The organism is Croceitalea sp. MTPC5 (assembly GCF_036985505.1).
Classification (GTDB): domain Bacteria; phylum Bacteroidota; class Bacteroidia; order Flavobacteriales; family Flavobacteriaceae; genus Croceitalea.
The window spans coordinates 139,235-165,133 of the sequence record NZ_BTGQ01000008.1; the positions used below are offsets into that span (position 1 = coordinate 139,235).

Annotated in this window: 16 protein-coding genes and 1 tRNA gene; 9 read left to right on the top strand and 8 right to left on the bottom strand. The window is 42.7% G+C overall.

What is annotated here, in order from left to right:
* Nucleotides 1-46 precede the first annotated feature (46 nt).
* The 7 genes from AACM45_RS19825 to AACM45_RS19855 all read right to left on the bottom strand — a co-directional run bounded on the left by AACM45_RS19825 (nucleotide 47) and on the right by AACM45_RS19855 (nucleotide 9,104).
* Entirely contained in the window at nucleotides 47-1,126 is a 1,080-nt protein-coding gene (locus tag AACM45_RS19825; protein ID WP_339144901.1) for an anhydro-N-acetylmuramic acid kinase, read from the bottom strand.
* Nucleotides 1,123-1,791, bottom strand: a complete 669-nt coding sequence (locus tag AACM45_RS19830) for a class I SAM-dependent methyltransferase (protein WP_339144902.1) — start codon at nucleotides 1,789-1,791, stop codon at nucleotides 1,123-1,125. Before AACM45_RS19830 ends, AACM45_RS19825 begins: the two co-directional genes overlap by 4 nt.
* Nucleotides 1,788-3,329 (bottom strand): glycoside hydrolase family 3 protein, encoded by a 1,542-nt coding sequence (locus AACM45_RS19835; protein WP_339144904.1) that lies wholly within the window; start codon nucleotides 3,327-3,329, stop codon nucleotides 1,788-1,790. Before AACM45_RS19835 ends, AACM45_RS19830 begins: the two co-directional genes overlap by 4 nt.
* The gene (locus AACM45_RS19840; protein WP_339144905.1) at nucleotides 3,322-4,602 is read right to left on the bottom strand and encodes an MFS transporter; all 1,281 of its coding nucleotides are present in this window, start codon (nucleotides 4,600-4,602) and stop codon (nucleotides 3,322-3,324) included. The genes AACM45_RS19835 and AACM45_RS19840 overlap by 8 nt, the downstream gene beginning before the upstream one ends.
* 11 nt (nucleotides 4,603-4,613) lie before the next feature.
* Nucleotides 4,614-6,107 (bottom strand): glycoside hydrolase family 10 protein, encoded by a 1,494-nt coding sequence (locus AACM45_RS19845; RefSeq protein WP_339144907.1) that lies wholly within the window; start codon nucleotides 6,105-6,107, stop codon nucleotides 4,614-4,616.
* Between the two features lie 56 nt (nucleotides 6,108-6,163).
* Nucleotides 6,164-8,098, bottom strand: coding sequence for a glucosamine-6-phosphate deaminase (nagB, locus tag AACM45_RS19850; RefSeq protein ID WP_339144908.1), 1,935 nt, complete (start codon nucleotides 8,096-8,098; stop codon nucleotides 6,164-6,166).
* 67 nt (nucleotides 8,099-8,165) lie between these two features.
* On the bottom strand, nucleotides 8,166-9,104 hold the full coding sequence (locus AACM45_RS19855) for a nitrilase family protein (protein WP_339144910.1): 939 nt from the start codon (nucleotides 9,102-9,104) through the stop codon (nucleotides 8,166-8,168).
* 164 nt (nucleotides 9,105-9,268) lie between these two features.
* Between AACM45_RS19855 and AACM45_RS19860 the strand changes: the two genes are divergently transcribed.
* From AACM45_RS19860 to AACM45_RS19885, 6 genes are all read left to right on the top strand, one after another.
* On the top strand, nucleotides 9,269-10,018 hold the full coding sequence (locus AACM45_RS19860; protein ID WP_339144912.1) for a DeoR/GlpR family DNA-binding transcription regulator: 750 nt from the start codon (nucleotides 9,269-9,271) through the stop codon (nucleotides 10,016-10,018).
* Between the two features lie 3 nt (nucleotides 10,019-10,021).
* Nucleotides 10,022-10,834, top strand: coding sequence for an N-acetylmuramic acid 6-phosphate etherase (gene murQ / locus AACM45_RS19865; RefSeq protein WP_339144914.1), 813 nt, complete (start codon nucleotides 10,022-10,024; stop codon nucleotides 10,832-10,834).
* 3 nt (nucleotides 10,835-10,837) lie between these two features.
* Nucleotides 10,838-11,248, top strand: coding sequence for a hypothetical protein (locus AACM45_RS19870; protein ID WP_339144916.1), 411 nt, complete (start codon nucleotides 10,838-10,840; stop codon nucleotides 11,246-11,248).
* Nucleotides 11,249-11,369: 121 nt separating this feature from the next.
* Nucleotides 11,370-11,888 carry a hypothetical protein gene (locus AACM45_RS19875; protein ID WP_339144917.1) on the top strand — a complete coding sequence of 173 codons (519 nt, stop codon included), beginning with the start codon at nucleotides 11,370-11,372 and terminating at the stop codon, nucleotides 11,886-11,888.
* Nucleotides 11,889-11,942: 54 nt separating this feature from the next.
* Nucleotides 11,943-13,055, top strand: coding sequence for a hypothetical protein (locus AACM45_RS19880; protein WP_339144918.1), 1,113 nt, complete (start codon nucleotides 11,943-11,945; stop codon nucleotides 13,053-13,055).
* 299 nt (nucleotides 13,056-13,354) lie between these two features.
* Entirely contained in the window at nucleotides 13,355-14,926 is a 1,572-nt protein-coding gene (locus AACM45_RS19885) for an alanine/glycine:cation symporter family protein (protein WP_445227737.1), read from the top strand.
* A 119-nt stretch (nucleotides 14,927-15,045) separates the two neighbouring features.
* On the opposite strand, the gene AACM45_RS19890 is transcribed toward AACM45_RS19885, so the two are convergent.
* The gene (locus tag AACM45_RS19890) at nucleotides 15,046-16,164 is read right to left on the bottom strand and encodes a PQQ-dependent sugar dehydrogenase (RefSeq protein WP_339144919.1); all 1,119 of its coding nucleotides are present in this window, start codon (nucleotides 16,162-16,164) and stop codon (nucleotides 15,046-15,048) included.
* 157 nt (nucleotides 16,165-16,321) lie between these two features.
* Here AACM45_RS19890 and AACM45_RS19895 point away from each other — a divergent pair, with 157 nt between their 5' ends.
* The 3 genes from AACM45_RS19895 (at nucleotide 16,322) to AACM45_RS19905 (ending at nucleotide 25,744) form a co-directional block, all read left to right on the top strand.
* Nucleotides 16,322-24,970 carry a T9SS type B sorting domain-containing protein gene (locus AACM45_RS19895; protein WP_339144920.1) on the top strand — a complete coding sequence of 2,883 codons (8,649 nt, stop codon included), beginning with the start codon at nucleotides 16,322-16,324 and terminating at the stop codon, nucleotides 24,968-24,970.
* Nucleotides 24,971-25,187: 217 nt separating this feature from the next.
* On the top strand, nucleotides 25,188-25,487 hold the full coding sequence (locus AACM45_RS19900) for a hypothetical protein (RefSeq protein ID WP_339144921.1): 300 nt from the start codon (nucleotides 25,188-25,190) through the stop codon (nucleotides 25,485-25,487).
* Between the two features lie 182 nt (nucleotides 25,488-25,669).
* A tRNA-Pro gene (locus AACM45_RS19905) sits at nucleotides 25,670-25,744 on the top strand.
* The last annotated feature ends 155 nt before the right edge of the window (nucleotides 25,745-25,899 follow it).

Consider the following 25,899-nt stretch of genomic DNA (forward strand, 5'->3'; position numbering starts at 1 on the left):
AACCTGAATTTAAAAGCGGCTTCTGTGACGAATTTAGCATGAAAGTTCACTCCTTCGGCCTGAAAACGACCCCACTACAAGAATCTTGTCTAGCCCCGGTAACCGATGAAAATACATTAGTCTGCCCCAATTCATACAATACTCCCATAAAGGCAAATACCAAGGCCTCTTTGTATTCTATGAACTTTTTTGGGGGAATCTTAACCTCACAACTTGCTCCGAGCTTTTCCCTCAGCGTTGCGATGTAAAAGTCATTTAAAGCGCCCCCACCTGTAACCAGGACCTGACTTCCTTTCTCAGGCTTTTCTTTTTTGATGGCGAATGCAATTTGCTCACAATTATGGTGGATTACCGTATGTAATAGGTTTTCGGTCGCACTACTATATTTTTCCAGTAGTGGTATAATCGCCGATGAAAACCATTCATAACCCGTTGACTTTGGATAGGGTAGGTGGTAATAGTCTAGATTATTCAACGCTTTTAATAAACCTGGTAGCAACGTTCCGCTTTTGGCCATGGCACCCCCTTCATCATATTTTAAATCTATTTTTTCGGTAATATAGTTTAAGGGCATATTTGCGAGGCCAATATCATAAGCAACACGTTCCCCTTTTTTTTGAAAAGATATGTTACTGATGCCGCCCAGGTTCAGGCAAAACTCATATTCAGAAAGTAGTAATTCGTCACCTATAGGTACGAGCGGTGCTCCCTGTCCGCCCAATTCGACATCCAAAGAGCGAAAATCACAGATGACCTTTTGCCCTGAGGTATTGGCAAGCAATTGTCCATCACCCAATTGAAAAGTGACACCTTCTTCAGGTCGATGGTGCGAGGTATGGCCATGACTGGCGATAAAATCAATTTTTAAATCATGTTTTTCAATAAATGATTTTACCTGCTTACCTAACCAAACACCATAATCTAAATGTAATTGTTGGTGTTCTTCCGCCGTAAGGTGGATGGCATTTTTCAATTTTTCATATAGCGTGTTATCATATGAAATGGCCGAAGTCTGGCGTATTTCAAAATCCCATTGGTTGGCTTTTTTCCAGAAATGGCAATAGGCAATATCAAGCCCATCCAAAGAGGTACCCGACATCATTCCTATGGTTTTATAAATTTTCATAGATGCTTTTCAATATGTATCAATAGGGAAATTGGATTGCCTTCTTCATTGGTCACTTCTTGAAAAACAACTTTGGTGTTCGGAATTTCGTTCAAGGTTTCTGACCAGTCGCCAAGGGTTCGCGCATACCACGCATGGCCGTTGGAGAAGTTTCCTGACAAGCCTTTCCACGAGTCTGATAACCACTGACTCTGATAAGCCTTTCCCTGTTGCATCAATAGGTACGGGTGTAAGGTCTGGATCAAGATATGCCCATCGTCATTGAGCGCTTTTGCCGTATTTGAAAGCAATGTTACCAAGCCTTCTTTTTGGTACAGGCAAAAATTGAAAATGGCCATATCGAAAGGAGCGTTTGGTAAGGGTTTACCATCCATGATTTCTTCAAATGTCATTTGATGAAAAGTGCCAATGCGTTTGCTTTGCGCACTCTGCAACAGTTCGGCGATTGCATCTATACCCAAAACTTTTTTACCCTGATTTTCAAGTACCCTGACCAACCAACCTTCCCCACATCCGATATCGATGATTTTAGCCCTATCCAACTTTAAAGCCGTATCAACAATCGCTTTGTTCGTGTATGTCCTGGAGGCAATGGTGTTTTCAGTAATGGCTTTTATCCATTCGCCGGCATTTTGTTGCCACGATTTTAAAACCGCATCGTTCATGGGGTCGCACTATTTAATGTTACCGGCAACTGGCCTTTGGCCGTTACCTGACCGTTAAAATGGTTGATGGCGTTTTCTTGAAAAGCCTCGAAATCTTGATACGCCACAACAACCGAACTTGCATCTTTCCAATGAAAGAGGTCAAGTGCATATGGATTGCCAAAGAGATAGAGTGCACAATTATGCGACGATAATACCTCGTTCACACGTTCAATTTCATTTTTCTTCAGCCCAAAATTTTGGGTCGGTTTCATTTCAGGGGGGAAAAGGGCAATGACCTTGTTTGCGGTTTGTGTATGATTTGTAGGAATGTTTTTTGAAAAAAGGGTGTCGATCGTTTTTCCCATTTGGATATATTCGAATTCGGATTCCCTGATGGTTTGAATCCCTTCATCGGTTCCTTTTACCAAGGTCAACGTTTCTTTTGCCAGTTGCTTCATTATGGTATCGTAGTCGACGCTATGGCTATTGGTTTTAGTGCCCAGCCCTTTTTCCTTAAGGGTCCAGAACCGTTCAAAACTTGCCTCGACTTGTGTAGCCGTGGCGTTTTGTAAAATGAGTTCGATACCTTCTGCCGTATGTTCAGCAAAACATAACACGTCATTGCCCGCTTCAAAGGCCTCCCATTCCAACTGCCCCTTGGTATCGTATAACTTAGAGACACTATGCATGTTCAATGCATCGGTAATGATTACCCCTGAATGCTTGAATTCGTTACGAAGCAAGTCGGTGATTATCGGTTTTGACAGTGTCGATGACCGGGTATTACTTTTACTGATGCTCGGTACGGCCAAATGACCCACCATAACGGAGTCTACACCTTCATCAATCAGGTTTTTAAACGGATACAATTCATAGGCCAATAGTTCTTGTTTGGATTTATCGATTCTTGGTAGGCCCAAATGTGAATCTACGGCCGTATCGCCGTGACCCGGAAAATGTTTGATGGAATTTAGGGTACCACTTTTGTTCATTCCTGAAATGAAAGCTCTGGACTTTTCGTAAACATCCTCCGGATTATCTCCAAAAGATCGATAACCTATTACCGGATTATTAGGATTGTTATTGATGTCAACGGTCGGGCATAGGTTCCAATGAATACCAGCTTCTTGACAATCATCGCCTATCGCCATACCTACCTTTTCGATCAAGGCTTTGTCTTGTATCGCCCCTAAGGTCAATGCATAAGGATATTGTGGGGTTTCTTCGATACGCATCGCAAGCCCCCATTCGGCATCGATGGCTATTAAAAGCGGATATTTAGAGACAGCCTGATAACGCGAGATCAACTCTTTTAGCTTATCAAGGCTATTGGCATTGTAAAGCACCTCCTTCTTACCTTCATAGTTGGTTGCGGCACTGGCGCGACTGTGAAAGAAACAGATGGATCCAATACCCTTTTCAGCGATGAGCCGCTCCATTTTTTGGATTTCTTCTTCGGTGTCATTGATGAAAACGGCAGGCATAAAAAACTGCCCGATTTTTTCAATGGTGCTAAGTTGGGATTTTGCTTTATTATAGGGAATCAGATCAGCCATTTTCAGTTTCATTTTTTTTACCATAGTCGGCAGGATATTTTAAAAAGGGCAATAGAAATAGTGCGGGTAAGGCCGCAATGACAACCCAAATGAAAAAGCCACCATAGCCTAACCATTCTTGCATGAATCCGCTTAACATTCCGGGCAACATCATGCCTAAGGCCATAAATCCGGTAGCAATGGCATAATGGGAGGTTTTTGATTTACCTTCGGCAATATAAATCAGGTACATGAGAAAGGCGGCAAAGCCGAACCCGTAACCAAACTTTTCAAAAATTACGGTTATGGTAACGGCAATAGTATTCGTGGTTTGCGTCCAAGCTAAAATAGCATAAAGTATATTGGGTACGTTTAGCGATAAAATCATGGGAAGCATCCATTTTTTCAAGCCATCCCTAGAAATGAGGATACCCCCTAAAATACCTCCTATGGAGAGCATTATTACCCCTACTGTGCCAAAAATGGTCCCTAATTTTTCTGTGGAATAGGCTAACCCCCCACTTTCTAAAGGATCTAAAAGAAACGGCGCTGCCATTTTTACCAATTGTGACTCGCCCAATCGGTATGTTAAGATAAAAGCGAGTGCGATACCTATATTCGGTTTTTTGAAAAAGGAAACAAAGACCTCTAAAAAACCCTGTGGTTTATCAAGGACAATTTTGGTCGAACTTTCATATTTAGGAGTGGTAAAAAAGTTGGTGGCAGTTAGGGCCAACATTAAAAAGGCAGTTGCTGTCATCGTTACGCTCCACGCTTTGGTATTATCACCATAATGGTTTTCTAAAAAACCCGCCAGAATTACAATAAGTCCCTCGCCAGTGACCATGGCCAAGCGGTAAAAAGTACTTCGAATACCCACAAAAAAAGATTGTTTTTTCTCGGAAAGCCCTATCATATAATAGCCATCAGAAGCGATATCATTAGTTGCAGAAGCGAAAGCAGCCATCCAAAAACAGGCAAGGGTAGTGGTAAAGAAGAGATTTGTTGGTAGGGTAAGGCCAACTCCGAACAACGCAAGCGCGATCAATAACTGCATCCATAAAAACCATTTGCGTTTGGTTCCTTTTAAATCCACAAAAGGGCTCCACAAGGGTTTGAGTACCCATGGCAAATAGAGCCAACTGGTGTAAAGCCCGATGTCAGCATTGCTTATACCCAATTTTTTGTACATAATGACCGATACGGTAACTACAATAACATATGGTAAGCCCTGTGTAAAATAGAGGATGGGTACCCATGCCCATGCCCATTTGTTCTTTTGTATTTCAGCCATTTATTCTATACTTAGTTCGGTTTGGTCAACGAAATCATCGTACTTCGGTTTCCAAAGGCATCTTCAATGACGATTGCCAGGTGTTTTTTTATTCTTTTGATGTTGGTGTCAAGGGTAATACATGAGTTAGCCCTATTCTTGGGAATGTACGCTTTTTTCAATAATTTTTTGGTTGCCTTGTTTTCGTTATAGACCAGTAGAAAGCGCGGAACCGAATCAAAATGTGATATACGGATTTCGATTTCCTTATCTTTTCTTACTGCACTGGTTACTATAGGGGTGGTAATACCTCGATTTTTTTTGATGGCCATAGGTGGGTGCAATGCCTCTTTTCGATAGAATTTTTTCTTCAGTTGCTTTTTGATATCATCACCAACATTCATCAATGATCTTGCACTAAAAAATACATTGCCACCTATTTGTGGGGTATTGCGTGCCAAGGCGAGTTGTTTTGGGATCTCTGATTTATCGTTCCAAGCGTCGTCGGCATTATTTCTGATTTTATACGCTCCGTTGCCCATATATAAATTGGTGTTCTTCGTGTTCTTGGCCCACCATTTGGCTATGGTCTCATGCGAAGCTGCCGCATAATGCATACTCCAATAGGCTTGGGGTACCATGTAATCTACCCAGCCTTTTTCCATCCAAAGCAATGGGTCGGCAAATAAATCCTCATAAGTCGTTTGCCCCGCATTGGTCGCTGAACCCTTCGGGTCGGTTGTATTGTTTTTCCAAACACCAAAAGGGCTTATGCCAAAACGGATCCATGGCTTTTTGGCCTTAATGGCCTTGTGGACGTTTTTAACCAATGAGTCCACATTACTTCGGCGCCAAGCTGCCAAGCTTTGCCCAGATAACCTGTTTTCCTCATAAGAAAGCGAATCATTGAATACTTGACCTGCAACTTTATATGGATAGAAATAATCATCAAAATGTATACCATCAACGGCGTAATTCCCGACCACTTCACTGACCACCTTTGTCAAGTGTTGCTGAACCTCCTTTATTCCCGGGTCATAATAGTATTTGTTGCCATATTTCACCATCCAATTACGATTTTTAACGAAATCGTGGTTTTCGGCAAGTAGTGTGGTATCTAAATCAAAAGTTGCCCGGTACGGATTCAACCATGCATGAAATTGCATCCCCCTTTCATGGGTACGTTCAACCATCCATTCGAGAACATCTTGAAAATCCGTTTTTGGTTCACCTTCGGTACCACTTAAAAAACGCGACCATGGTGCTATTTCAGAGGGATAGAATGCATCACCGGCAGTTCTTACCTGCACAATCATGGTATTAAAGTTTAAATCCCCATAAAAATCCAAGAGTCTTAGAAAATCCGCTTTTTGCTTTTCTGTGGAATCCTCGCCTTGTTTCGGCCAATCAATATTAACTACCGTAGCCACCCATGTACCCCGAAATTCCCGTTCTGGGTCTTTCTCATATTTTAAGCTGGCGCAAGAACCAAGTAGAATTATTAAACAGAATAAGATTTTTCGCATGTATGAATCCGCAATGGCTAAATATAAAGAACTTTAAATCGGTTTTTAATGTTGAATTACATGAAATGGTGTCGTACAAAACCTTCCATTGCCGCATATTCGGCCAAGCCAAGTTTTCGATATTTGTCCGCGGTATTTTTGTTACGTTCTTCGGCCCTCATCCAAAATTCGCGGGTATCGTCACCTTGAAACATAACATTATCCTTTTGCGATTGATGGCAGAAAATAGCATTGCGTTTTTTAATGACCTGCGCCGGGCTCATGGGTACGGCCATTTCTATTTCGTGAATATCCCACTCATGCCATGCCCCTCGGTACAGCCATACCCAACAGTCTTTCATGTAAGGTTCTGCCTTAAGGGTCTCTAATGCTGCAAAAACAGCATCTAAACAAACACTGTGGGTGCCATGCGGATCCGCGAGATCACCTGCGGCATAGATTTGATGCGGTTTGACCTTGCTGATAATATCGATCATGATATCGATGTCGGCTTGGGTCAAACCGTTCTTTTTGACCGTTCCGGTCTCATAAAAAGGAAGGTCTAAAAAATGGACATTGTCTTCATTCAGGCCCAAGTATCTGATTGCTGCATAAGACTCACTTCTACGGATATTACCCTTGAGTTTTCTTACTTCTAGAGTATCGATACTACTTTCCGTTTTACTTTTTATCGCAGCAATAAGGGCTTCCGGTTCTTTTGAACCATTAATGCTTTTGGCTATTTCTGCATACTTTAGGGCTTCGGTATTCGTAACGGCAATATTACCGGAAGTCTGATAGGCTACATGCACATCATGCCCTTGTTCAATAAGCCTATCGAACGTACCCCCCATTGAAATCACATCATCATCGGGGTGCGGACTAAAAATGATGACCCGTTTTTTTTCTGGATTTGCCCTTTCTGGTCGATTGGAATCATCGGCATGGGGTTTGCCACCTGGCCAACCCGTAATGGTGCGCTGTAAACGGTTGAACATGTGAATGTTGAGGTCATACGAGTCTTGTTGGGCCAAAAGACCTGACATACCATTATCGTTGTAGTCTTTATCCGTTAGGCTCAGAATGGATTTCCCCAGCGTGATACTCAACCATAATACTGCTTTCGCGGTTAGGATCTCAGTCCATTCACAAGATTCATCTACCAGCCATGGGGTTTTGTTTCTGGTAAGTTTACTACCGGCACCATTGTCCAAGACAAAAGTACAGTTGCCGTGTTCTTGCAGATAAGTTGCAGGTACTTCTGACGAAATTTCGCCCTCAACGGTTTTTTTGATAATATCCGCCTTGTTCTGTCCCCAGCCCAATAAAACAATGCGTTTTGCACTTTGTACCGTGGCAATGCCCATGGTAATGGCGCGACGGGGTACATTGTCAATACCAAGAAAGGCAGGGGCCGCATCAACACGTGTGATATGATCTAAGGTGATCACACGGGTACCCGAATTGCGATGTGAGCCGGGTTCGTTGAACCCGATATGCCCTGTTCTACCAATACCCAGTAGTTGAAAATCAAGTCCACCGGCATCCTTTATCTTACGTTCGTAGGCCAAGCAATAAGGAATGATGTCCTCACCGCTTAAAGTACCATCGGGGATGTTGATATTACCTTCTGGAATATCGATATGGTTGAACAAATGCTCATGCATAAAATACCAATAACTCTGGCGGTTATCTTTCTCCATAGGGAGGTATTCATCTAAATTGAAGGTAATTACGTTCGCAAAACTGAGCCCTTCTTCCTTATGCATACGAACCAACTCTTCATAAACACGAATCGGGGAAGAACCCGTGGCAAGACCTAAAACGCAATTCTGTGCCTTGGCTTGTTTTTCCCTGATGAGTTCGGCGATTTCTTGGGCCACAATGATAGATGCATCACCAGAGCTATCAAAAATCACATTGTGTATTTTTTCGAAACGGGTCTCCTCGAACTGCCCGACCGGCCGGTACGAGATGTCAAAACGTTTTTGTTGTATTGTTGTGGTATCCATTTTTTTTAGAATAAGCTTGATGTTAGATGATTTATGTGATGGTGAAGCCGTTTTTGAAATAGTGACCTCATTTTTCTTTTATCCAAACGGGTTTGAAATTTGATTCATGGGCTTTGCCGATGATGTTTCGATACAATTCGGGCCTTCTGGCATTTCGGTATCTGAACCCCCCGGCAAGGGGGATTTTTTCTTTAGTAAGGGTTGTCATCGCAATGGCATCATCAAAAGAGTTGACCTCAGTAAGCACTTCGCCATAGGGATCAATGATCATTGAATTCCCATTTTTCAAGTGTTCCCCATCATATCCTATTGGGTTTGTGAAAACATAATACACGCCGTTGTCGTATGCCCTTGCCGGTAACCATCGCATCAACCATCTTCTTCCTTTGGGTCCGTCAAATTCCAATCTCAGGGAAACCGGGTCTATTTCCCTATTTTGCCAAAATTCATCGGCTACATAATCCCTTCCGGGCATTGCCGAAGGGGTACATCCAGTGACATGGGGCGCAAAAATGATTTCTGCTCCCAACAAGGCCGTTGCCCTTACATTTTCTATAATATTGTTATCGTAACAAATGAGGATGCCGCACTTCCAACCCAATAAGTCAAATACCTCATAATGATTGCCGGCGGATAGGAATGGGCTAATAAAAGGGTGTAGTTTTCTAAATTTGGCTACAACCATGCCTCGATGCACGCAGATATAGGTGTTGAACAGTTCTTTTCCCTCTTTTTCTACCAATCCCGCAAGAATGGCCAAATCATTGGCCTTCGAGATTTTCAGCAACTGTTCCGTACTTGGGCCATTCGGTACTTCTTCCGCCAAGTCAAGCAGTTGATCATAAGTTAGGTCCTTTGTGAAGGTATATGCCGTAATCGACATTTCATGAAAACTGATAAGGTCGGCCCCGCGATTGCCCGCCTCTTGAGCTAGGGCCTCTATTACGGATAAGTTGTAAGACTTATCCCCATCTTTAGGTTCAAACTGCGCTATCGCTACTTTCATTATACCAATTTATACTCGTTTTCGGTACAAATATAAATAGTATTTGCTGTTTTTTGCTTTTTTACTTGCTGTTTTTTGCTATAAGTAACAATTATTTAACCTAAAAACGGATTAAAACGGCAATTCAAGGAATTGTATATCTTTGTGGTCCGAAAGGAAAAACTATGCTTAAAGAAGAGCGGCAACGAACTATTTTAAACGAGGTAGAGTTGCACAATAGGGTATTACTAACCGATATTGCCGAGAAACTAGACGTTTCCATCGATACGATTCGGCGAGACGTGAAAGAACTCGATGCCGAAAACCGCCTGCGTAAAGTACATGGGGGCGCGGTTTCCCTAGGCTTTGCAAATTACAGCCCCGCTCGAAATAATGTGTATGCCTTAGAAGAAAAAACGGTGATTGCCGAGAAAGCCGTAAAGTTGCTTAAAGAGAATAGCGTGGTACTGATTGATGGCGGTACTACCTGCTTGGAACTTGCACGTTTGCTACCCCCAAAGATTCAATTGACTTGTTTCACCTTAAGTCTGGCAGTAGCGAGTGAGTTATTGAACAAGCCGAACGTAGAAACCATATTCATCGGAGGTAAACTTTCAAAAGATTCCCAAATTGCCATTGGCTCCAGTGCAATTCACAACCTATCTGAAATCAAAACGGATTATGCCTTTATCGGTACGGGTTACGTGGATGCGGATTACGGATTGACAGAACTCGATTGGGATATCGTACAGACCAAAAAAGCGGTTATCAATGCTTCAAAAAAACCAGTGTTATTGTGTATTTCCGAGAAGCTCAACTCGCAACACCGGTATAAGACCTGCGAAATAAATGCGATTAATACCATGATTACCGAATTACCGCCGAGCCATCAATTATTGCGTCCTTTTAAAAATCAAAATATACGTTTGTTATAACTTATGGAGTATACAAAAATCACGGAACAAGCATCACTTCACAATGATTTGGAACAACTTTCAACGGGTGATCTTTTGCAAAAAATCAATGAAGAAGACCAGAAAGTTGCCCAAGCCGTTACCAAGGTAATTCCTCAAATCGAAAAGCTGGTAGATGCTACCGTCGAACGTTTTCAAAAAGGCGGACGCCTTTTTTATATTGGGGCTGGTACTAGTGGTCGATTGGGTATTCTGGATGCGTCTGAGATTCCGCCAACGTTCGGCATGCCCCACGACCGTGTTATCGGAATTATCGCTGGAGGGGATATCGCGATACGAAAGGCGGTGGAATTTGCTGAAGATAATACCTTTCAGGCATGGAAAGATTTACAAGATTTCAATATTGATTCCAACGATGTATTGGTCGGTATTGCCGCTTCTGGTACGACACCTTATGTTTTAGGCGGCATTAGTGATGCCAAGGCCAATGGAATACTGACTGCCGGTATTACAAATAATCCGGGTGCTCCTTTGGCAGAGCAGGCCGATATACCCATTGCCATCAATGTAGGTCCCGAGTTTGTTACCGGAAGCACGCGAATGAAGAGTGGTACCAGTCAAAAACTGGCTTTGAATATGATTTCGACAGCACTGATGATTCGAATTGGTAGGGTGAAAGGCAATAAAATGGTCGATATGCAATTGAGCAACAACAAATTGGTGGACCGTGGCACGCGATATTTGGTAGAGGCCCTTAATTTAGAATATTCTGATGCCAAGGCCGCACTAAAAAAATATGGTTCCGTTCGTGAGGCGATTAGCGCGCTTAAATCTTAATAATTGACTTTTGATATGAACTTATCAGGGAAATGGAAAGGTTATTATCAATACGGATTTGGTTATGATTTAGACTTCTTTGGCAAAAAGGTAGCAATTGAAGTGGAAATCGTCGATGACAATGGCTCGATTTCTGGAAATTGTAAAGAAGAAAAAAGTGCTATTTCAATAGACGGTAAATCTGAAATTAGAGGCTTTTATGAAGGTGATACAATTTCATTCTTAAAGACCTATCCCTTTTCTACATCTGTCAATGAAAGTCACGAAATAGAATATTTCGGTGAGTTTGACGATACAAAGACTAAATTGTTTGGTAAATGGACCATCACTGAAATTGATTTACAGGATTTACTTGAATACAAAGAATTAGGAGGAGAGGGGATTTGGTTTTTAGAAAAAGAGACTAATCTTTAGGGCCAGTGTTATTCTTGGCCTCTAGGTAATTGAGTTGGGAAGTCCATCGAAATCATAATGAAAAACTAACAAATGGATTTAATGTTATTAGAACACTTCATAAAACAGTATAATACAACTAATGGAATCTATAGAAATACAATTGGCGGGCGGGCACCCGAATTCTTTAGGAAATACCATCGCAGTAGTCGACCAAGTATTGGCCGATAATAAACATTTCGACGAACTCTTTAATTGTTATTTTAGTGCCGATGAGGTAGTACGATTACGGGTTTCCAATGCCATGAAGCGGATTGCCAAGGTCAACCTAAAACTACTGTTACCTTATTTAGATAGGTTTCTGGAAGAAATCTCAAGAATAGACCAAGCTTCTACACAATGGACTTTGGCACAGTTGTTTTTGATGTTGGAAAGGCATATGTCTGAAATACAACGTAAGCAGGCCAGTGACATTATGAAGCATAACCTTGCGAACCATGAAGATTGGATCGTACTGAACCAAACTATGGAAACCCTCGGGCGATGGGCCAAAAAAGATGCCAAATTAGCCAATTGGCTGCTACCTCACTTAGAACGCCTGGCTAGTGACCCACGAAAATCAGTAGCCAAGAAGGCGAAAAAGACCCAAGATGCCCTATAGTCAAAAGGAACCACTACAATCATTGATTCATTATATTTGAATGTAATCAATTTTATGGCGTTTTTAGTGAATCTTGAATTACCGAACGCGGTAAACGAGACATTTCTGTTCTACGGCTGGTGGCAATTCGGCACTTGTTTGTTTGCTTTTGTTGCCTTGTTGTCCATTTGGTGGCATATTGGCAAGAAGCAGAATGACTTCGGGCAAGTTTGGTTGGCACTTTCCGTTTTGTGTTGGAGTATGTCAGGTTTGGTAGAAGTGTATTTCGCCAAACGACCGGAAATGGATGCTGTGGTCGTTGACGGTTTTCGAAGTGTGTTGTCATTGTTCAATAGCCTGTTAATTCTATTGGCCTTGCCTTGGTTTCGCTATTTACCAAGCTTTTTACAACCCATTATCAAGTCTAAATACTGGAACCTCATTGTAGGCCTTCCATTTCTTTTTTCGTTGTTGCCCACACTGAATAAGGTGTTTTTTGGCCGTTCTGAAGTAATCAACGAACTCGATGTGTATTATGCTGTTCTGACATTACTTTTTTTAGGTGGCGTATTATGGTACTCTTTTGCTAAGAGACGTCTCAAGTCTTTGGCCTACCTTTCGTTACTTTGTGTTTTGATAACGTTATTGGCACAGTTTTACAAGCTAACGGGATCAACTATTAATGTTACCCTATTTTCCGCCATATTCAAAACCTCTTTGATCATGATATTCTTTGCCCTAGCCTTAAGTTGGGTTAAAGAATTATCAGAGAACCATATTCCTTCTGCAGAAAAAATAGGGATGCGCTTTTTGGTCAAACGTCATAATGACAAAGTCGAACGTTTATTATTGCTAAAAGGTTTTATGGGTGATGAAGAACGAAGTATAAGACTAACGGCTGCCCAATACGAATTGTTACTTTGTTTTGCCAACAAAAGAAAGAAAGATGGCAACGATTGGTTGGAAATCAGACCGAAGAGCCTTCCCGTAAAAGGGAAATTATACGATATCAGCGATTATAACGAGATCAAACGTCTGCTTGTGGCGCTTTTAGATGGTCTGTTCGGTAGGGGCAATTGGAATAAAGACGTTCATTTGATTCCGCTGAAAGAAACACTATTCGAACTTTCGAAAAAGCGCGAGCGAAAAATACGACTCCGCTTACATCCTACAAACATTAGCCTTTAGTGTGTCATTTTGGATGAAATCCTTAACCTTTAGAGGAAGACCTTAGTTTGATTCGCCGTTCACTTTGCGCTATACACTTCACGCAAAAAAGGCGCAAAGCGATGTAAGTATAGCGTTGATTCGAACAATTTTATCTTAAGCCGGTTTTCAGTCGAAATCAAAACCCATCGTTCTTTAGCCATATCTTATTTTTCAAAAAAATGTCAGAAGCCAACTTTCCGACAATTTTAAATTTTTTCTGACCATTCGCTCATTTTGTACACAGGGTCGCCAATTTCAACTTCATTAAAAAGCGATTTATGTATTTTAAAAAAGCACAACGGACGGTATTGTTTTTACTAGTAGGTCTAATGCCTTCTGTGGTATGTTCCCAAGAAAAAGGACTCGATGAACGTATCAACGAAGCCTTTATGCCTTTCGCAATATGGTGGGAAAACCTTGTTTTCTCTGAAGTGATCCTCTTAGGTTCCAGTATTCCAATCGTATTGATTTTATTGTTGTTCGGAGCATTGTTTTTCACGGTTTATTTTGGGTTTATCAATGTTCGATTTTTTCCGATGGCGATACGTGTTGTCAGGGGGAAGTACGATGAGTTGGAAAAGGATGGTAATAATGACCATTCAGGAGAAGTCAACCATTTTCAGGCGTTGACCACGGCAGTTTCCGGCACGGTAGGTCTAGGCAATATCGCCATGGTCGCCGTAGCGATATCCATTGGTGGTCCTGGAGCCACTTTTTGGATGATTATTGCTGGACTTTTGGGCATGTCATCAAAATTTGTAGAGTGTACCCTGGGCGTGCACTATCGGGATATTGATAAAGAGGGCAATGTATTTGGGGGGCCTATGTATTACCTATCACGCGGATTCAAAGAGAACGGTCAAAAGTGGTTGGGAAAGCTACTGGCGACCATTTTTGCCCTGCTTTGTGTTGGGGCTTCCTTCGGCGGGGGAAATGCTTTTCAAACCAATCAAGCGGCCGCCCAGATTATCAGCAGGTTTGGTATTGAAGGAGATGGTACAGGTACTTTTATAGGAATCTTGTTCGCCATCTTGGTTGGTATTGTGATTATCGGCGGTATTAAACGAATAGCCAAGGTAACCGAGAAAATAGTTCCCTTTATGGCCGCTCTTTATGTTGGTGCCGCTCTAGTCATTATCTTTCTAAATCTGGATAGGGTAGTGGAAGCCATGGCTTTGATCGTAACCGAAGCTTTTTCACCTAAGGCTACCATAACGGGAGGATTCATAGGGGTAATGATCCAGGGTTTTCGACGTGCCGCTTTCTCCAATGAAGCAGGTGCAGGTTCGGCCGCCATTGCACATTCGGCGGTGAAAACGAAATATGCCGCATCTGAGGGTTTGGTAGGACTATTGGAACCCTTTATCGACACAGTGGTAATCTGCACCATTACGGCACTGGTCATTATTATTTTCAATATGGATGGGGCATTTGTATACGGTGATGTTATTGACCAACACGCATTACTGCGCGATGGCACCCGGGTAGGGGGAGTGAACTTGACGGCTATGGCCTTTGAGAATGCTATTCCTGGATCGTCTTATGTTTTGGTATTTGCCGTGGTATTGTTCGCTTTTTCTACCATTATCTCTTGGTCGTATTATGGGCTTCAATCATGGAAATATCTTTTCGGCCGTGGCAGGTACACCGAATTACTGTATAAATTGTTGTTTTTAGTGTTTACCGTGATGGGGGCCGCGATTACATTGGATGCCGTTTTGAAATTTTCAGATGCCATGATTTTGGCATTGGTCTTTCCAAATATCATTGGGTTGTTATTTTTATTTCCAAAGGCGAAGGAAGAATTGAACATATATCTCAAGCGTATTCGAAAAGGGTATGCAGCATAAAACATCAAGAAACAATATGGTTTCTTCTTATGGCAATAGTCCTTAGACTGCGCTCAAGATAACATGAAACTATCGTTGAAAACCTTTTTAAAAAGCTAAAAAGAAATAGTGTGGATAGCTTATTTAGGATCCAATCGATAAATGCCCTTGCCCTCAACGGCTACATAAATAAAACCATCTGGGGCTTGGCGAACGTTTCGAACCCTACCCAGACCATCCATCAGTTTTTCACGGCGGACCACTTTTCCATTTTTTAGTTCTAAGCGCTCCAAATATTGAAAAGCCAAAGACCCTACCAATAGACTTCCCTGCCAATCGGGATAGTTTTCTGAGTTCACAAAGGTCATTCCAGATGGTGCAATGGAAGGCGTCCATTGGTAAACTGGCTGTTCCATACCTGATTTTGCGGTTTGATCGGTAATCTTGGTCCCTGAATAATTGATGCCATACGTGATGATCGGCCATCCGTAATTTTTTCCTTTTTCCACGATATTGATTTCATCGCCTCCACGCGGACCATGTTCGTGATTCCAAATTTCTCCGGTAAAGGGGTTTTTTACCAAACCTTGCGGATTGCGATGTCCGTAGCTGTAAATGGCTTTTTTTGCCCCTCTACGGTCTATGAAGGGATTGTCGTCTGGAATACGCCCATCGTCATGAATTCGGTATATCTTACCCCCATCCCGTGTGATATCTTGTGGATTGACATCCCGATTTCCGCGATCGCCAATAGAAAAGTATAGATATCCTTTATCATCAAATTCCAGTCGTGAACCCCAATGCTGCCCTTTACGGGTATTGGGCACCCCTTTATAGAGTAGTTCTTTGTTTGTCAGTTGATTTGCAACTAGCTTCGCCCTCATAATGGCTGTATTTCCCCCACTTTCATTACCCTCTGAAGAGGAATAGGAAAAATAGATCCAACCATTTTCATTATAGTTAGGATGCAATTCCACATCTAGAAAGCCACCTTGTCCGCGTACATAAATATTGGGCAAATTGGTTATTTCCGTTTTAGAGCCATTTTGGAATAATAGGAGTTTTCCGGCTTTTTCAGTTGTTAAAATTTTCCCATTGGGTAAAAAAACCATTCCCCATGGATTTTGAAGTCCATCAACCACTAAAGATGCTGTAAATGAATTAGTTAAGGGTGTTGTAATGTTTTTATCCGTAGTCTGGCCGCAGGCATCAAAGAGCAGTACAACGAAAAAATAGGGGTACAATGCACGCTTTTTCATAATTTTATCGTTAGAGTGTATATAAAAATAGTTGAACTGCTTTTTTCTGTAGTTCAATGAAACGTTAAAATTAATTTAGATTTTATAAGTTTAGATAATTACAAATTAGTGTATTAGGCTCCCAAATCCCGGTATACTAACAAACCTAGCTTAACCTATGCCCCGCAAGAAAACAAGGCGTCATCTGTATGTCCTGCTATTGGTGTTATCATCAGTTGTAGTTTATTCGGCAGTATTAAGACCAAATTATTTAGCATTTGGTTCAGTAATCGGTATGTCTAAAGAGGAGAAAACCACTTCGTCTTTAGAAAAGTCTGATTTAGATACCAAAAAGAAAGATTTCACCGAGGTATCAAACGCCGTCGCACCAATGTTCACGACCATCATTCAAGGTGCTGATGAAGAAGTTGGATGTAGTAATAACGGATTTACGGTTGCCCGTTTTAATTTATGTGGGGATTCTGATGACCGTACTATCGCACTTACTGGCGGACCTTATGGCTCGGTACAATGGCAGATTCTTGGAGGATCATGTTCGCCTGACATTAATGAAGATTGCCCCAACACCACCACTTCATGTTACACTACGGTAGGTACCGCACAAACTTTTAATTTAGATGCCAGTACCATTCCCGCAGGTTCCGGAGCCGAGTTTCGGGTAATTGCCGATGGGCAACAATACTTTTTTAAGGTCAAAAAAAGTACGATTACGCAGACTTTTGTAAAAAGGGACTATATCTGTGGCGTTGATGGCCGTATTCAAATTACCAACCTTTCCAGTGCCTATGAGTTTAGTATTGATTCCGGTAGTGGTTTTGGGGCATGGCAAGCCTCACCGATATTCGATGGACTTGCTCCAGGTACTTATATCGTAAAAGCGAGATTACAGAATACACCGAATACCTGCGAGTATCCCTATGAGCCCATTGTTATTGAACAATTGGATATCAGTATCGATGTTGAATTCATCGATGCCCAATGCTTTGGCGATACCGGAAGTATTACGGTATCGGTAAATGATGTTCCCGGACCCTACAAATACACCTTATTGGATGAGGTAGGTATCCCTATCGAGTTTACTACTTTTATAACATCCAATCCCTACACGTTTAGCGCGGTAGGTTTTGGTACGTATAGTGTACAAGTAGAGACCCAACAATGTACTGGTGATATTGCCGCTGGTATTCCGCCTCCACGACAAGGTCTTGATGTTAATGGTGACCCTATAACCATAGGGGATGGTATTGTACCATTATCCGCATCTACGGAGGTCAATGAAAGTTTGAGTTCTGAACCTGGTTGTGGTTCCGCAACGGTTGATATCATTGTTAGAACATCAGGGGGTACCCCGCCCTATACCTTTACAGCCAGTGATGGAGGTAACTCGGGTGGTACCTACACTACCCAGACCAGCTATAATGTGAATACTGCTGGCACCTATGATTTCACCATTACCGATGCCAATGGGTGTATTATTACGGCATCCGCAAATGTGCAGGAATTGACACCGCCAGATGTTTCGGTAGTCGGCATTGATGGAACCTGTACCAATGGTGGGGCACGATTGGATATTACCGTATTGGATGCCAAAGGATATAACCTTTCGTTTCGGGCAACACCGACCGACCCTTGGAGTACGGATCCTTTATTATCGGTTTCTGCCGGAACGTACAATTCCATTCAAGTACAATACGAACAGGGTGGATTTAGCTGTTTTATTACGTTACCTGATTCCATTACAGTTGCTGAGAGCGGGGCTATCAATGGGGCGGACCCTACGAGGACCGATTTGACCTGTGATGGTTCAGGAGGTATAAATGACGGTTCCATTACCTTTCCAGGCGCATATTCCGGTGCTGGAGGAGGTCCCTATGAATTTAGTATCAATGGTAGCGATTTTTTCACACAACAAACGTTTAACAATTTACCAGCTGGAACCTATACCCCTGCAGTTCGTAATGCCTCAGGATGCCGCAGGGACTTCACTGCAATCACGATTGCAGCTGTAGACCCCCCGACGAATATTGATTTTGTTCAAAGCAATACCAATTGTGCAGCCAATACCTCAGATGTGGTATTGACACCTACGGCAAACTTTGCAATTGCAACCTATGAAGTAATAAGCCCGGTTACCATAAACAACGGTGCCAGTGATACGTTTGTGGGGCTTACCAATAATATCAACCATACCTTCAGAATTACTGATGTCAATGGTTGTATTTATGAAGAAAGCTTTACCCCAGCGGTTATAAGTTCGATACGGGCTCGTGTAAAATCAGGAGGTGATTTGAATGTATGTACGGGAGCAATGGACGGCAATGGTGCATTTATCATTGATGGTTTTACTACAGATTATACCTATAATATCAATGGCGGGGCCGAAAGTGGACCACAAAATAACGCAGAGGTGCCTATCACGGCATTGGGTGCTGGTAATTATACCATAACGGTTACCGATGTAGATAGCGGATGTCAAGATACGGCAACTATTACCGTACAAGAACCTACGACGCCCTTGGGTTTAACGGCGGATGTCACCGATATGAGCTGTGCCAATAATAATATCGGTCGTGTTCGGGCAAATGCTACGGGAGGTTTTGGAACATATCGTTATGAATTGGAATGGCCAACGCCACCTGGAATCACCCAAGGACCTAAAAGTGGTCGTGTTTTTGGTAACCTAACGGCAGAAGGTACCTATACCCTAACCGTTACGGACGCGGAAGGCTGTTCTACATCAACTACTTTTACTTTAAGTGCGGTCAATCCACCTACGATTGCATTAGGGGCGGTCGACTATTGTTTTTCACCTACTAATCCTGGTTCCATTACCGTGAGTTCAACAGCGGGTACGGCAGCTTTGGGTACCCATCAATACCGTATTAATGGTGGTGCCTTACAAGGAAGTCCTACTTTTACCGGCTTGGTACCTGGTACCTACACCGTGGAAGTGGAAGATGGGAATAATTGTACGGACCAATTGCAGGTAACCATTCCTCCACAAGTACAGATTGATTTGGATTTAATTACGGAAATCCCCTGCGGTGGCAATGGAGAAATGCAGATTACGGTCAATGGGGGCGATATAACCACCTTGGCGAGTACTTCATATACGATATTCTTGGATGGAACCCCAGTAGCGGGCCACATTGGTCTTCCCTTACCTTCCAACCCTTTTAATTACACGGTGCCTTTAGGAAATGATGGAAATTACACCGTGGAAGTCACGGATAGCAATGGCTGTACCAATACTTCACCTCCTTTAAATTTCTCACCCCCGGCCAGTATTGTGGCCACAACGAATGTGGTCGGGCCAAGTTGTGGAGATTTAAGTAGTGGTTATGTTGAGATCATACCTGATGTTTCATTAGGGACCCCACCATTTGAAGTCGCTTTTGCCCCAGGTGGAACCGGTCTTGTCGATGATCCTTTTAATCCAGATCCATTAGGGGTATACAACTACAGTTCACAGACTATATATTCCGGTTTGGCGGCTGGCACCTATGAATATATCGTAAAAGACGCACGTAACTGTACCACTGGTGTTCAAACGGTAACGGTTAATCCAGATACCACTAATCCTCCCGATGCTACCATTGCACCTATTGATGCTTTGTGTGGTGCAGGCGTATTATCCGGTGGTGTTCAAATAACCGGTATTGCCAACGGAGTGGCGGATTTTACCATAATTGTTGAAGATAACTTTGGAAATGAATTGGTGCGTAGGGAGAATGTGACCCTCGCCGATTTACCTTTATCCATAACAGACCCATCGCTCATTGAAGGAAATTATACGGTAATCACATTAGACTCTAGGGGTTGTATTGATTTTGATGACCTCATTATTGATTCCGTTACTGACTTAGATATTGTTCCAGATTTAATCACCCCGCTGGTCTGTGATAGGGGAAATATTGCGCAGTGTGTTGATATCGTAAATGGTACAGGACCTTTTGATATTAGATTGGTTGGCGACCCTGCATTTGTATCACCCAATAGTGGCCCTCGAAGACACTGCTTTGCCGACTTAGTTCCGGGTGCCAGCTATACTGTTGAGGTATTGGATACGGCCACTGGTTGTACCACGATTGAAACCGTAGATATACCTGACGGACCTAACCCGTTAAATGTTGCCCTTGCCATTGACAATGGCAGTTGTAATGGAGATGATGTGGCATTGGAATATACGATCACTGGTGCAACAGGCCCTACTTTTGATATTGTGATCACTAATTTAGATACGGGTGCCGTTGTAACCAATACGACAACTACTACGACTAATGATAGCTTTTTGGTGCCACAAGGTCCCTACGGTATTTCTGTCATTGACAATGGAACCGATTGTACGGGTGGGGCAACCGCTGATGCCACCTTAAACATGCCTCGTGTAGATGTTATTGACAATCAAAATGCAAATTGTAACGAACTTGGTCAATTAACCGTCAGGGGAAGTGGCGGTACACCTTTTCCTCCGAGTGGTGCTGGATCCCTCCCTGATGGTTCCCCATATGAATATGCATTTGTTGATGCAGGGTTTACGCCCACGCCCGGGGACTACGATACGGCAACAACCGTATACTTAGCGGGGTCCCTTGCGCCGGGAACATCTTATGATATTTGGGTACGTGATTCTAGGGGTTGTGAATTTATGACATCCGCAGCCATTGTGCAGTTAGATCCCGATTTGCCGCTACCTACTATTTCGGTGAACAATCAATGTGATGTAACTCCTCCTGTAGGTGGTTTTCAGATTGATTTAGAAATGCCGGCTAACGTTAATAACCCTACGTTCACTTTGGCGGGACAGACATTGACCCCTGCTTATGATGGTATCAACCCAACTGTGGCAAGCTTTAATGTTCCTAGTGTTGGGGTATACGACGTGTATGTTATCGATGCCAATGGTTGCGACATTACCACAACCGCGGAAGTATTCCAACTACTATCGGCATCCGGGGGATTTTCAACGGACCCCACCTGTGAAGATGCAGATGGAACCATAACTATTTTGGCGAATGGGGGAAGTGGTGATTTTACCTATCGTCTTACAGGGACCGACCTTAATTCGAATGCGGTGGACATTACTGATCCCAATGCAGATGGTATTTTTGAAAATATTTTACCAGGAACTTATCAAGTTGAGGTAACCGACAACCTTGTGACCGATGGTACCACTAATTGTACCACTATGGTAAACAGTATCATTGCTGACGCCCCGGTAAGCCCTATCATAGCTGATATGGGTGAGGCCAATGTGAGCTGTAACGGAGCAAATGACGGTAGTATCAATGCCGTTCTTAGCCCAGGTACTGACAGTGATGGTATTGATGAGTTTCGGTTGTATGCTACTTCATTACCGCTTTCGGGTACCGAAACGCCAATTGCAACCAATGGTTCAGGTTCTTTTAATGGCCTTGGTATGGGTACGTTTGTGGTTCAAGTGGTTACCGATAAAGGATGTACTGATGAAGCAGAGATTACCCTGACGGAACCCCCGGTTTTCGAAATAACGGCGAATGATGAGACCTTAATTTGTGAAGACGGTACCAACAGGTTTAGTACCGCAACCATTTCCGCACAATTGGTAAGCCCGGGCAATGGTGGACCTTACGGATATCGTATTGACCCTACCGACAGTTATCAGAGTAGTCCTGATTTCGATATCGTCGACATTGGTACCGACCAGACAATTACAATTTATGCTATAGATTCCAATGGATGCGAAGACAGTTTTACAGTGAACGTCTTTGCTCCGACCGATGTACTACCAAGTCTTACTACCTTGAATGATTTGACCTGTGCAAATCCTGAACGCGTCGAGATTTCCGTAGTCGGCACATCCGACTTTACGGTAATCACATCGGCGCCTTCGGGTACCACGGTCAACAATGTCACTGTAACGGGTGGTGGCACGGCAGTCGTCGAATTACCGGATGCCGGCGATTACTTAATTGAAGTTCAAGATGATAGTGCAAATGGATGTAGTTACCCACTACCTAGGTATACCGTTCATCCGCCTATCAGCCCTACGGTAGTTATTACGGAGGCTAGCCCAGTATTATGTGATGGTGATGCCAACGGAAGTCTTTTTATTGAAGTCACCGATTATACAGGTGTATTTAATTATGAGGCATTTTTATTGGATGTTAATGGAAATAGGATTTTACCCGCACAGACCACGGGAAGTTTCGATACCAACAATTTTCCAGATGGTAATGGCGACGCTGCACGTATCATGGGATTGGTCGGTGGAAACTATGAGGTCGCCGTAACGACGTCAGCTGACCCCCAATGTCCAGGGCTTAGTAACGTGGCAACGGTACGTGCGCCAAACGGACCTTTGGTGCCCAATGCCATTGAAATTGGAAATGTCAGTTGTAATGATGATAGTGGTGTAATCGAAGCCAATCTGAATGGAGGTTGGGATTATGCGGCTTATGAATACCGATTAATGCAAGATGGTGATACGAATGGTAGTTTTGAAACAGAGGTCCAAACATGGAGTATTAACAATCGATTTGAGAATTTGAGTAGTGGTGATTACCAAGTGCAATTTAGGGATGTTGAAGGCTGCCCCGCTACTTTTGACATTACCTTAAATGCCATAGACCCAATTCTAGCGGGTATACGAGAACCACAGGCTTTGGTGTGCCCAGATGGTAACAATGCCGTATTGGAAGCGTTTGATCCGTCAACAGGGGATGTGGCAACAGCAGTACCTGGTGCAGCGGGCGGAGTACCTGGCGCGGGATACATTTATCAATTGATCTATTATTCAGAAACAGATTCAAGTGCTGATCCAACAACATTGACCGAAAGTTCTAGAAGTGGTTTGCAAGATTCGCCAACCTTTACAGGCGCAAGTGGTGGTTTTATCAGTCAAGGATGGTATGCCATAGAAATTTCCTCAAGTTTTGGGTGTTTTGGCGTAACGGAGCCATACTATGTCGATCCACCACCACCTATAATTCCGGATTTGGTGCAGGTACAGGCACCAGGTTGTGGGGGTATGGGGCAAATGCGTCTCAGCATTGAAAACCCTGAAGTTGGATTTGAATACGAATATCGTTTGGCCATTACTGCTGGAGGTAATCTGACCGACCCTTTTATCCGAATCGAAGATGGTCTTGGTAACCCTTCTACCGAGGTATTGATTGATGGGGTTCAAGGTTTTTATCAATATGAAGTCCGTAAGATTAATGCTACAAATACTTGCGGAACCATAAACTCAAACGGATTGACCTTGGTAGATGCCCAGAATATCGATTTAGTGGTGAACCAACCCGACGATATTTCTTGTGCCAATGAAATTGATGGTCGTATAGAATCGTTTTCCTCAGGTGGTGTCGGGTCCAATACCTACACCTTGTATTTGGGCGATCCCGTAGATGCGTTCAATCCATCGGCTATGGCTACGATGGTGGCATCAAATGATTTTGGTACGTTTGAAGGACTCGATGACGCCACGGATTATTACATAGCGGTCACCAGTGGTGCAAGCTGTCAAGATATTGAAGGTCCATACGTGGTCTCAAGACCGGCACCTATCGTATTCAATGCCACGGCGACTCCTGTAAGTTGTAGTGGTGAAGAAGATGGTACAATCACTGTTGAGGTGAATAGTGGGGGTGTAGGGCTGATACAATTTGCCATCGGACCTAATTTCAATGAGTTCTTTAATGATCCCGATAATCCTGGTATTTACACCTTCGAAGATTTGGAGGGTGATGAAAATGGACGGGAATATACTATTTTGATCCAAGACTCCGAAGGGTGTTCCGAAACTGCGTTTGTTGAGGTTTTTGAACCTGAGACAATCCGGATATCTTCTGTTGAAACCCCTGAAATTTGTCTTGGTTTCGCAGACGGAACGGCCCAGTTGACAATTTTAGGCGGTACACCGTTTGTAGATGCCATGGGGGCCTCTTATTACGAGGTTGCCATAAACTCTTCCGATGATATTGATTTTGTTAGAAATGATAATCTGTTTTTTGACAATTTGGTTGGTGGCGAAAGCTATGTGTTCTTTGTACGTGATGCTAACGGCTGTACCGAGAACATCGTGGTCCCTATCGGTATAGGGGTCGATATAAATGCAGAGGCCCAAGTAGAATACGGATGTGAAGGGATTTTTCCTAATAGTACGGCAACCATTGTACCGATTAACTCGTCTTCATTATCCGATGTATTGATTTCTTTGGATGTGGATGATATCAGTATAGCTACGGAACAACGACAATGGGCGGATTTACCTGCGGGAGATCATACCGCATTTCTGTATCATCCAAATGGTTGTACCACATTCGTGGAATTTACAATAGATGCCTACGAACCACTTTCCGTTGAAGTGATGAAAACTGATGCTGATGAGGTAACGGCAATAGCTACAGGTGGATTTGGCGACTATGAATATTTCTTTCAAGGAGAGTCGCAAGGAAGTGAAAATGTTTTCAATATTATCTTTGATGCAACGATAACCGTGAGGGTAGTGGATGCCCAAGGTTGTTTTGTGGAGGTTGTCTTTCCATTCAATTTTGAGGGTATGCCAGAGTTCCCAAATTTCTTCACCCCCGATGGTGATGGATTAAATGACGAGTGGTTTCCGAAGAATCGAGAGTTCTTTCCTGACATCGATGTCATCATTTATGATCGCTACGGAAGGGTGGTGGCCGAGTTGGATCAAGTACGAAAATGGGACGGTACGTATTCAGGCAGTCCTTTGCCCACAGGTGATTATTGGTATGTGGTCAATGCCAATGATACCGAGAAACAACAGTTCGTTGGGCATTTTACCTTGTATCGATAAACGAAAACCATTAAAGCTAGGAGGCTTTTCCAGGTAAGAATTATGGGTAAGGTTTTGTGGTACACGGGTATTTTAAGCTCAACCATTCATATGCGTCATTCAACCCGTGTTTAAGGCATTTTATTATTTAGTTAGACCAAATATTATTTGCAAAGTTTTATTTCGTAGCTTTAACGGTCTTACAAAATATTAACCTAATTATCATAATTGGTATTTAATGAAAAAAAATAGTACCAGTCTCAGAAGTTCATTCTTAATGAATAGTGAGAACGAGCTAGAGCAGTCTTCATTTCTTAAATTAAGTCTCTATCTGAACACCCCGAATTATGCCAGTAAACCTTACGCCATCGATTTTAATACGCTTTTAATGAGCTACCACTCTTGGAAGGGTAGTGATATAGAAGAGTTTTGTGAGAAACATACCATCAGCTATTTTTTATTAAATCCTCAAAATGACTCTGCCGAGGCACGGGAGGCCCTTTATCTTGATATTCGGGAATTTCTAATTGGTAACTAATTAACTTACTCGAAATTAAAGTACTTTTTTACCGGTTTCAATACTAATTAATTGCTATTTTTGCGTTCGATTTTTAGGGATAAGGTCCGTTGGTCTGATTTTTAAAGTTTGGCGTTTTTCAAATTCTTAGTCAGTCAACATCTTAAGGAACTTTTACAAAAGAAGTTTCGAATCCCAAATTTCGGGATGTGGCGCAGCCCGGTTAGCGCACACGCCTGGGGGGCGTGGGGTCGCAGGTTCAAATCCTGTCATCCCGACGAACTGCCATTCTGGCAATATCAAAACCCTGCTAATCGTATGATTATCAGGGTTTTTCATTTTTTCTGCAATCATATGATATCGTTTGAAACCACCCTTCTGGTGTGCAATTCGGTGTGCAAAGCGGTACGCATTTTGTGCTAATTTTAAATAA

What these genes read in the sequence shown, in the direction of transcription:
- AACM45_RS19830 (WP_339144902.1), bottom strand. Translation starts at nt 1,791, where the DNA reads ATGAACGATGCGGTTTTAAAATCGTGGCAACAAAATGCCGGCGAATGG.
- AACM45_RS19875 (WP_339144917.1), top strand. Translation starts at nt 11,370, where the DNA reads ATGGAATCTATAGAAATACAATTGGCGGGCGGGCACCCGAATTCTTTA.
- AACM45_RS19885 (WP_445227737.1), top strand. Translation starts at nt 13,355, where the DNA reads ATGTATTTTAAAAAAGCACAACGGACGGTATTGTTTTTACTAGTAGGT.
- AACM45_RS19890 (WP_339144919.1), bottom strand. Translation starts at nt 16,164, where the DNA reads ATGAAAAAGCGTGCATTGTACCCCTATTTTTTCGTTGTACTGCTCTTT.
- AACM45_RS19825 (WP_339144901.1), bottom strand. Translation starts at nt 1,126, where the DNA reads ATGAAAATTTATAAAACCATAGGAATGATGTCGGGTACCTCTTTGGAT.
- nagB (WP_339144908.1), bottom strand. Translation starts at nt 8,098, where the DNA reads ATGGATACCACAACAATACAACAAAAACGTTTTGACATCTCGTACCGG.
- AACM45_RS19855 (WP_339144910.1), bottom strand. Translation starts at nt 9,104, where the DNA reads ATGAAAGTAGCGATAGCGCAGTTTGAACCTAAAGATGGGGATAAGTCT.
- AACM45_RS19835 (WP_339144904.1), bottom strand. Translation starts at nt 3,329, where the DNA reads ATGGCTGATCTGATTCCCTATAATAAAGCAAAATCCCAACTTAGCACC.
- AACM45_RS19900 (WP_339144921.1), top strand. Translation starts at nt 25,188, where the DNA reads ATGAAAAAAAATAGTACCAGTCTCAGAAGTTCATTCTTAATGAATAGT.
- AACM45_RS19840 (WP_339144905.1), bottom strand. Translation starts at nt 4,602, where the DNA reads ATGGCTGAAATACAAAAGAACAAATGGGCATGGGCATGGGTACCCATC.
- AACM45_RS19880 (WP_339144918.1), top strand. Translation starts at nt 11,943, where the DNA reads ATGGCGTTTTTAGTGAATCTTGAATTACCGAACGCGGTAAACGAGACA.
- murQ (WP_339144914.1), top strand. Translation starts at nt 10,022, where the DNA reads ATGGAGTATACAAAAATCACGGAACAAGCATCACTTCACAATGATTTG.
- AACM45_RS19860 (WP_339144912.1), top strand. Translation starts at nt 9,269, where the DNA reads ATGCTTAAAGAAGAGCGGCAACGAACTATTTTAAACGAGGTAGAGTTG.
- AACM45_RS19895 (WP_339144920.1), top strand. Translation starts at nt 16,322, where the DNA reads ATGCCCCGCAAGAAAACAAGGCGTCATCTGTATGTCCTGCTATTGGTG.
- AACM45_RS19845 (WP_339144907.1), bottom strand. Translation starts at nt 6,107, where the DNA reads ATGCGAAAAATCTTATTCTGTTTAATAATTCTACTTGGTTCTTGCGCC.